The following is a 9,269-nucleotide window of genomic DNA, read 5'->3' on the forward strand; positions in this document are numbered from 1 at the left end:
ATTGTGATAAATAGAAAAGAATTCAATATATTAGAAGATATTATGGATGAATTCAACATAAATAATCCAACTATAAAGATTAAAAACTTAAGCAAAGTAGATGGCAAGATCACTGCGACAAGCACCAAAACAATTTAATTGAAAATTCAAAGCTAATTTTTTCAAGTTTATTTAAATATATCATTATGAAACATAACCATAGCTCCTGCGGTAGTTCTCTTCGCCAAAGGAATCCCGCATTTAGCTATACGATAAAACCTTTCTTCATCCTTTGAAATCATATTGAATTTTTTATAGATTTTAATTGCTACTCTAGCGTTAAATCTAATATAATCTTCAATAGACTCTAGTAGAAGTGTTCCTTTTTCCACCTCTAATTTATCTAGATATTCATAAGTACGGTTTACATATATTTCATATTGATGATGATTATCTAAAAGCCGTATATTGGCATGCTGAGGTATTGTCATATCTTGAATAATATGAAGAGCTGCACCTAGAAAGAATAAAGATTCATTAAATTTCCCTTCATGCCATAGTTTAATAGCATTAGAATAATATTCAACTCCCAAATCCATTGCACTTTTTCTTCCATAAAGTCCTTTCTTTTTATGTGGATTATAAAAGTGATTTGAACTTTTAAAGTCCTGATCTGCCCAGACAGTTCCCTTATTTATATCTAAAATATAGCTATTAAAAAGATTATACTCTTCAAAATATTTATCATTTTTGAGAATTTTTAGCGCATAGATATTAATGGATTTATGAACTTTACATTGGGTTTTAATTATTGATTTTTTTATAGGATTTGCAATGCCAAACACTATTCTTAAAATATTATCATAGGTTGATTCAAAAATATCTATTATAATCACCTTCTCTCTATGTAGATAATATTATTATTTGCAATTATATTTATTATAGCCATGTATTTTTTATGGCTGTAAAAATAGATAAAGGTAGATAATGAACTATCTACCTTTATCTATTAAAAGTTTTTATTTACTGCCAACGGCAGAAGGCTTGTTAGTTCATTTTGAAAAATAGCCTTTTTCATCGGGTACTCAGTAATTTACCTCACCTGTGTTACGATTGATAACTATATATTCTTGACCATTTGAGAAATTGCCTTCCATGAAATCACCTCCTCAAATGTAGTATGGTCACAATATTAGAAAATATAATAAAACGTAAACAATTAATAAATAAATTTATATAGCTTATAAATAATCAATATACTTTATATTAGATTAAAGTATTCCTTTATTGGATATCATTGCCAGTTTAACTAAAATTAAAATAGTTCTATAAAAGAATTCTAATTTTATGCTATACTTTTATAAAAGCAACAATATTTTTATTATGAGAGGAGAATATTAATGTTTAAATTTTTCAAAAAAAATAAATTCATAGAAATTGTTGCACCTATTACTGGCAATATATTATCCATAGAGGAAGTTCCAGATAAAGTTTTTTCTGAAAAGATGATTGGAGATGGATTAGCTATAAATCCAACAGAAGGAAAAGTTGTATCTCCTATTGATGGAACTGTAGTTACTATATTTCCTACAAACCATGCTATTGGATTGGTCACCAAAGAAGGGCTAGAAATACTTATCCATATAGGATTAGATACTGTAGAATTAGATGGTCTTGGATTCAAACGCATAATTGAAAAGGATAGTAAAGTTAAAAAAGGGGATTTATTAATGGAATTTGACATAAATACAATCAAGGAGAAGGGCAAATCTCCAATAACCCCTATAATAATAACCAATATGGATAAAGTCAATAAAATAGACAAAAAAGATGGTCTGGTTAATAAAGGAGAAAATACTTTATTTATAGTAGAATTAGCATAACAATTGAAATATACAGTACACTAAAGCCCTAATTTTCTGTTAGGGCTCTACATTTTTAAATCCATTAAACTATGATATAATTTTAAAGAAATAGTAATTATAGGGGGGATTAGATGGTAAGATTTATCCATACAGGAGATTTACATCTAGGTCTTCAATTTAACAATGTAAGTTTCGATACTAAAACAGCCAAGGAAAGGCGGCTAGAACTATGGAATACCTTTGAACGAATAGTGGATAAAGGAATAGATGATGAAGTTGATTTTATTTTTATAGCAGGAGATTTATTTGAAGAAAGGTACTTTACTTTATCTGATATAAAAAGGATTAGAGATACATTAGCTAGAGCAGAAAAAATTAATATTATAATTACTGCAGGAAATCATGATACATTAAACAAGAAGTCTTTATATAATATTATAGATTGGCCAAGGAATATAACTATATTCTCTCCAAAAGGCTTGACTAAAAGAGAATTCCCAGATAAAAACACTTGTGTTTATGGCTATAGTTGGGATAGAGGAGAAAACACCATAGATTTATTCAAAGAATTTGAGGGGATAGATAAGGGTAAAATTAATGTTTTAATAATTCACGGTGATATCTTTGATAAGGAAAGTCCTTATTTACCATTAGACAAAAATTATTTAGACCAATTAGGCTTTGACTATATTGGATTAGGTCATATTCATAAACCTAATATAATTTCAGAAAAAATGGCCTATTGTGGCAGCCCAGAGCCTTTGCATTTTGGAGAACTAGGAAATCATGGGATTATACAGGGAACTATTGATATGGGAAATACAAAAATAGAATTTATACCCTTTAGCAGTAGGAAGTTTTTAGAAAAATCCATAAAAATTGATGAAACTTTAGGATATATAGATATATTGGATAGAATAAAACAATGTGATATAGAAGAGGAAATCAAAAATAACCTTTATAGGATTACTTTAGAAGGCATTGTTAATAGGGATGTAGATATTAATATTCAGGATATTGAGAAAAGCATAGAAGACTATTTCTATTACGTCGAAATAATTGACAACACCATAATAGATTACGATTTAGATAGATTAGAAGAAGATAATAAAGATAATATAATCGGATATTTTATACGGGAAATGAAAGATAAAGATTTAGAAGACAAGGTAGTAAGAGATGCTCTCTATATAGGGTTAGAAGTTTTGATGAAAGGCAAGGTGGGGATATGATCTTAAGGGAATTAAATTTAATCTCCTTTGGTAAGTTTCACAATAAAAGATTTAATTTAGAAGAAGGATTAAATATCCTATATGGGGAAAACGAATCAGGCAAGACTACTATACATAATTTTATAGATGGTATGTTCTATGGTTTTTTAAAACCTTATGTTACAAGACGGTATTTTTTAGATGAATATGAAAAATACAGGCCTTGGAATGAAAACAAATATATGGGGATATTAAAATTAACTAGAAACGGAAAAAAATATAGAATAGAAAGGGATTTTGATAAGGGAGAAGTAAAAGTTTATGATGAGTTAATAGGAAAAGATATAACGGATAATATAGATACTGGAGAAAAGCTTAAACTCCATCTTCCAGGGTTGTATTTTTTCGACTTCAATACTGCTGTATATAAAAATACCATATCAATAAAACAACTAGGCAATAAAATTGACTCTAACTTATCTACAGAAGTAAAAGATAGACTGGCTAATATTAGTACTAGTTTAGACGATGAAATATCTGTAAAAAAGGCCATTACTCAGCTTAAAAAGCAATTAGATGAGATTGGCTCAAATATTGCCTATAAAAAACCTTATGGTAAATCTTTAATCAAATTGGATAGATTAAAAGGAAAACGAAAACTAGCATTAGAAAAACAAAAGGAATATAATGAATCTATGGATGAATTCAATTCCTTAAGTGAAAAAATAGAATATGAAGAAAATAAAATTCATCAATTGAAGATTCAACTTGAAAAAGCTGAAATATTAGATAAGAAAAAAGTCTATGAAGATGTGTTAACTCTAAAAGAAGAAATCAAACTTCTAGATAAGGAGATTGAAAGCCTAAAATCCTGTTCTCATTTATCCTTTGACGAATATGAAAAGGGCTTAAGATTAGAAAATCTAAAAGAAAGTTTAGATAGGGAGATTAAAGGTTTAATATCAAAAATACATGATTTAGAATATCAACTAGAGGAAAAAAAGATTGAAGAGGATGGAGGAATCATTAAAGGAATAAAAACAGAAGAACTATTTAATGATATGAATACTTATAATGAAATGGAAGACGAAAAAAACAATCTAATACTTAATAATCAACAAAATAGATTGGATATTCTAAAGTCAGAATTTAAGAATTTAGATGATAAAGCAAGGAAATCAAAAGTTAAAAACAATATTTTTATTTTATTGGCAATAGTTTCCTTAGGATTAGCTTTAATCCAACCTTTTCTAGGCATAGTAGCTTTACCCTTTGCTGCCTTGTTTTTTGCTTCTAGAAAATCTAGCAATAAACTATTCAATGAATTAGAAGATATTAATAAAAACATACAGGAAACAAAATTCAAAGAAATGGAGAGAAAGAATAGATTAAAGGATATAGAAGAACATCAAAGAACAATTACCATTAAATATAACTGTTCATCAAAATTAGAATTAAATAGATTATATGAAGATATTCGCTTAAATCAAATGAACCATAATCATAGATTAAATACTATTTATCAATTAAATCAGGAATTGGAAGAATCTAAATCTATTCTAGAAAAAAAAGAAAAGGAAAAGGAAGATATAATTTGTGAATTAGAGGAGATTATACATAAAAACAATTCTAGCACTTTAGAGGAATTTAAAGAAGGACTAGATAAAAAACGACATTTTGAGAATTTAATATTGGATAGAAAAGGAAAGGTTGAAGTTATAGATAGAATTTTGGGTAATACTACATTGGAAGAATTAAAGGACCAATTATCCAAGTATGATGATGAATACTTTAATGATGTAAATCCCATAAATATTACTGAAATAAAGGATGAAATTAATTCTAAAGAGGAATCCCTTTCTAATGATAAGAATGCTTGCTCTAGACTAGAGGAAAGAATCTATAATTTGAACAAAGAGGTTAAATATTTAATAGATATTGAAGAAGAAATAGACAGGATAAATAATAAGATTCAGTACTATGAAAATAGGATTAAATCCATAGAGATAGCTAAATCCACAATAGAAAATATTTCTCAGGAAATACATAGCCAATTTGCACCTGAAATAAACAAAGAGGTTAGCAAGTTGATAAGTCTTATATCTGATGGAAAGTACCAACAGGTAAGGGTTAGCGATGATTTAAATATTGCAATAGAGAATCCTACTACTAAGGAGATAGTCAATATCGATAGTCTAAGTGGTGGAACCATAGATCAATTGTATTTTGCATTAAGATTTAGCATAATTAACTCTATGAAAGGAGACAATCTACCTTTAATATTAGACGATTGTTTTATCCAGTATGATGATGAGAGGCTTGAAAACATATTAAAATTTCTAGGAGATATGAGCCATAAAAAGCAAATACTCCTTTTCACTTGTCATAACAGGGAGAAAGAAATATTAGATAACCTAGGGTTAGAGTATAATATAATAAATTTAAGTTAATGTAAAACTTTAATAGTTGAATATTAGTATTTAAGCTTATTTAGCCTTAATATTTTGCATTAATATACTAGAGGTGATGCCTTTGATATATGGAATAGGTGATTTACATTTAGATTATTCTAAAGGAAAGCCTATGGATGTATTTGGTGAAAATTGGATTAATCATGAACAGAATATATTTAATAATTGGAAACAGATTATTGGTGAGGATGATTTAGTCCTATTACCAGGAGATATATCCTGGGCGCTAAAGCTGAAAGAAGCTTATTATGATTTAAAGCGAATAGATAAATTACCAGGTCGAAAAATAATTACAAAAGGGAACCATGATTATTGGTGGCAAGGGCCTAAAAAACTGAAGGAGTTAAATTTACAAACTATATTCTTTATTCAAAACAACAGTTATACTTATAAAAATGTGGGCATAGGTGGAACTAGAGGCTGGATATCTGAGGATTATGAAGGATTTGATAGTCAAGATGAAAAAGTATTCAATAGGGAATTAAATAGATTGGACTTATCTTTATCTGATATAAGGGAAGATGTTGAAATTAAAATAGCTATGTTGCATTACCCACCCTTTAACATGGATTTAACTCCAAACAAATTTGTTGATATTATGGCAAAACACAAAATTGATATATGTTTATATGGCCATTTACATGCAGAAGGCCATAGATTGGTAGTTGAAGATAAAATTGATGGGATACAATATCATTGTGTTTCCAGTGATTTTATTCATTTTAAACCTAAAAAAATAATATAACAGGAGGTAATAAGATGAACTTATTTATCGTAAAAGACTATGAAAAACTTAGTAAAGTAGCAGCTAATATTGTAAAAGAAGGAATAGAGAAAAAACCTAATATTATTTTAGGTTTAGCTACAGGTAGTACACCTGAGGGCATGTATAAGGAATTGATTAGGATGCATAAGGAAGAAGGACTGGATTTTTCAAAGGTTACAACTTTTAATTTAGACGAGTATGTGGGAATTGATGAAAAACATCCCAATAGCTACCACTATTTTATGAAAGAGACTCTATTTGATCATATAAATATTGATTTGAAAAACACTTTTATTCCCGATGGAATGGTTGATAATCCAGAAAAATATTGTAAAGAGTATGATAAGTTAATAGAAGAAAAAGGGGGCATAGACCTTCAAATGCTTGGCATTGGAGAAAATGGTCATATTGCCTTTAACGAACCAGATGAAACCTTAAATCTAGGTACTAGTATAGTTGATTTGACCCCATCAACAATAGAAGCAAATTCCCGGTTCTTTGATTCCATTGACCAAGTACCAAAAACTGCCATAACCATGGGAATAGGATCTATTATGAAAGCTAAGAAAATAATATTGTTAGCCAATGGAAAGAAAAAAGCCAAAGTAATTAGGGAATTACTAGAAGGGGATAAGATAACAACCCAATTGCCAGTAAGCATGCTTTTATTACACCCTGATGTTACAGTGATAATTGACGAAGAAGCTCATAATGGATAAATGAACAATAAAGAAGGAGGTTTTATGAAAATATTAATCAATAATGTAAACATTATTACACCTTATGAAATTAAATATAGATATAGCTTAATAATTGATAAGGGGAAGATAGCTAAAATTGAAAAACAAGAAGAAATAGATAAAAATGGAATAGATACCATTGTAGATTTAGAAGGGAAATTTTTAGCTCCAGGTTTTATTGACATTCATAATCATGGTAACTCAGGTTATGATATTATGGATAGTACCGAAGAAGCATTAGATAGAATAGCTGAATTCCACTTGAAAAATGGCGTGACTTCCTTTCTGGGAACGGTAATTACCTCTTCCTATGAAAACATATCTAAAGCCATAGACAATATTGTAAAATATGAAAACAAAAAGGACAAAGCTCAATTACTGGGTATTCATCTAGAAGGCCCTTTTTTCTCCCAGGAAAAGAAAGGGGCTCAACCTAGCCAATATATAAAGAAACCTAATGTGGAAGATATAGAAAAACTTATTGAAATATCCAATGGTAAAATGAAAATGGTCTCTTTAGCACCCGAAATAGGAGGGGCATTAAATATAATATCCTTTTTGAAGTCAAAAGGAATTACTGTTGCCATAGCCCATAGTAATGCCACCTTTGAAGAAGCAAAAAAGGGCATAGACTATGGAGCTACAGTAGCAACCCATCTATACAATGGTATGAGGAACTTTTCTCATAGGGAGCCAGGAATCATTGGTGCTTCACTTACGGATGATAGAGTTTACTGTGAAATAATTTATGATAGAATACACCTACATGATGCATCAGTAGAAATTGCTATTTCCATGAAAGGGTTTGATAAAATAGTTCTAGTATCGGATGCTATGAGAGCTGCAGGACTTAAAGATGGAGATTATGAACTAGGAGGACAAAAGGTTATAGTCAACAAAGGAGCTGCTAAACTTGAAAATGGTAGTTTAGCTGGATCCACCTTGAATTTAAGGGATGCAGTATATAATTTGGTTCACATTTTGAATATTCCTATACAAGAGGCTATTAGAATGGCTAGTCTATCACCTGCAAAAGCAATAGGTATAGATAGAACAAAGGGCAGTATAGAAATCGGTAAAGATGCAGATTTAATTTTATTGGATAAAGATATCAATATCCTTGCATCCATAGTAGGAGGAAAATTCATATGGCTAAAGAAATAGAGGTAAAAGTATTAAATATTGATCTAGATGAAATGGAGAAAAAATTAGAGAAATTAGGAGCAAAACTAATAGCAAAAGAATATCAAAAAAATATTATCTTTGATTCTAAGGATAGATATATAGAAAAGGAGTTAAATAGCTATTTAAGAATTAGGGAAACAAAAAACTTGCTTTCCAATGAGATTAACACAAAACTAACTTTAAAAAAGAATATTAATAAAGAAGGGACTAGAAAAAACATTGAAATAACCACCCAAATAGAAGATGTAGAATCTATGATAATCATATTAAAGGCTTTAAAATATGAAATAATGGAAGAAGGATATAAAGAAAGAAAATCCTTTAAATATAATAATATAAGATTTGATTTAGATAAATGGGATAAAGATACTTATCCTTTTCCCTATATGGAAATTGAAGTGGAAAAGGAAGATGATTTAGAAATAGCAATTAAGCTATTAAATATAGATAGAAACCATATTTCAACTAAATCCATAATGGAATTAAAAGAAGACCTATAATGTAACCAAAAAATATACTTTGAATAGTATATTATAAAGTATGTTTTTGAGGAGGTCTTTTTAAATGTTAGATGATTTAATTAAAGGATTAACAAAAGGTGGCGGAAGCAGTATATTATTAATATTAATTATACTATTATTATTTGGTGGTGGATTTGGAGATGGATTTGGTAATATATTTGATGATAACTTATTACTTATAATCCTAATCCTATTTCTATTTGGTGGATTTTAAACACAGTAGGTAGCCTACTGTGTTTTTTCCCTATCTCTAAATAAAAATTTAAATGAGTATAAACCTGCTAAGCCAACTAAACCATAAACTATTCTGCTTAAGGCTGTATTAGAACCACCAAATATTGCTGCTACTAAATCAAATTGAAATAGTCCAATCAGACCCCAATTAATTGCACCAATTATTACTAATATTAGAGCTAATGCATCCATTAAATCCCTCCTTGTACAATATAGTTATAATCAAATTACAGTTTTCCACTGTAATAATTATCAATTTCTTAAATAATAATATAGTCTTCTTTTCTAATCATTAAA

At 28.8% G+C, this 9,269-nt stretch carries 10 protein-coding genes; 8 read left to right on the plus strand and 2 right to left on the minus strand.

Annotation, left to right across the window (positions count from 1 at the left end; genetic code table 11):
* Positions 1-167: 167 nt before the first annotated feature.
* Positions 168-875 carry a zinc dependent phospholipase C family protein gene (locus tag C3E90_RS07965; protein WP_336513021.1) on the minus strand — a complete coding sequence of 236 codons (708 nt, stop codon included), beginning with the start codon at positions 873-875 and terminating at the stop codon, positions 168-170.
* A gap of 504 nt (positions 876-1,379) precedes the next feature.
* Here C3E90_RS07965 and C3E90_RS07970 point away from each other — a divergent pair.
* The 8 genes from C3E90_RS07970 (at position 1,380) to C3E90_RS08005 (ending at position 8,952) form a co-directional block, all read left to right on the plus strand.
* On the plus strand, positions 1,380-1,862 hold the full coding sequence (locus C3E90_RS07970) for a PTS sugar transporter subunit IIA (RefSeq protein WP_236915114.1): 483 nt from the start codon (positions 1,380-1,382) through the stop codon (positions 1,860-1,862).
* Between the two features lie 113 nt (positions 1,863-1,975).
* On the plus strand, positions 1,976-3,076 hold the full coding sequence (locus tag C3E90_RS07975; protein WP_236915115.1) for a metallophosphoesterase family protein: 1,101 nt from the start codon (positions 1,976-1,978) through the stop codon (positions 3,074-3,076).
* On the plus strand, positions 3,073-5,505 hold the full coding sequence (locus C3E90_RS07980; RefSeq protein WP_236915116.1) for an ATP-binding protein: 2,433 nt from the start codon (positions 3,073-3,075) through the stop codon (positions 5,503-5,505). The genes C3E90_RS07975 and C3E90_RS07980 overlap by 4 nt, the downstream gene beginning before the upstream one ends.
* A gap of 82 nt (positions 5,506-5,587) precedes the next feature.
* Positions 5,588-6,271, plus strand: a complete 684-nt coding sequence (locus C3E90_RS07985; protein ID WP_236915117.1) for a metallophosphoesterase — start codon at positions 5,588-5,590, stop codon at positions 6,269-6,271.
* Positions 6,272-6,285: 14 nt separating this feature from the next.
* Positions 6,286-7,011, plus strand: coding sequence for a glucosamine-6-phosphate deaminase (nagB, locus tag C3E90_RS07990; protein WP_236915118.1), 726 nt, complete (start codon positions 6,286-6,288; stop codon positions 7,009-7,011).
* A gap of 24 nt (positions 7,012-7,035) precedes the next feature.
* Positions 7,036-8,196, plus strand: a complete 1,161-nt coding sequence (gene nagA, locus C3E90_RS07995; RefSeq protein ID WP_236915119.1) for an N-acetylglucosamine-6-phosphate deacetylase — start codon at positions 7,036-7,038, stop codon at positions 8,194-8,196.
* Entirely contained in the window at positions 8,181-8,717 is a 537-nt protein-coding gene (locus C3E90_RS08000; protein ID WP_236915120.1) for a class IV adenylate cyclase, read from the plus strand. The genes nagA and C3E90_RS08000 overlap by 16 nt, the downstream gene beginning before the upstream one ends.
* Positions 8,718-8,781: 64 nt before the next feature.
* Positions 8,782-8,952 (plus strand): hypothetical protein, encoded by a 171-nt coding sequence (locus C3E90_RS08005; RefSeq protein ID WP_236915121.1) that lies wholly within the window; start codon positions 8,782-8,784, stop codon positions 8,950-8,952.
* A gap of 14 nt (positions 8,953-8,966) precedes the next feature.
* Here C3E90_RS08005 and C3E90_RS08010 read toward each other — a convergent pair whose 3' ends face one another.
* Positions 8,967-9,164, minus strand: coding sequence for a DUF378 domain-containing protein (locus C3E90_RS08010; protein WP_236915122.1), 198 nt, complete (start codon positions 9,162-9,164; stop codon positions 8,967-8,969).
* Positions 9,165-9,269: the final 105 nt, after the last annotated feature.

It is taken from the genome of Clostridium sp. Cult2, assembly GCF_021655075.1.
Lineage (GTDB): Bacteria > Bacillota > Clostridia > Tissierellales > Tepidimicrobiaceae > Schnuerera.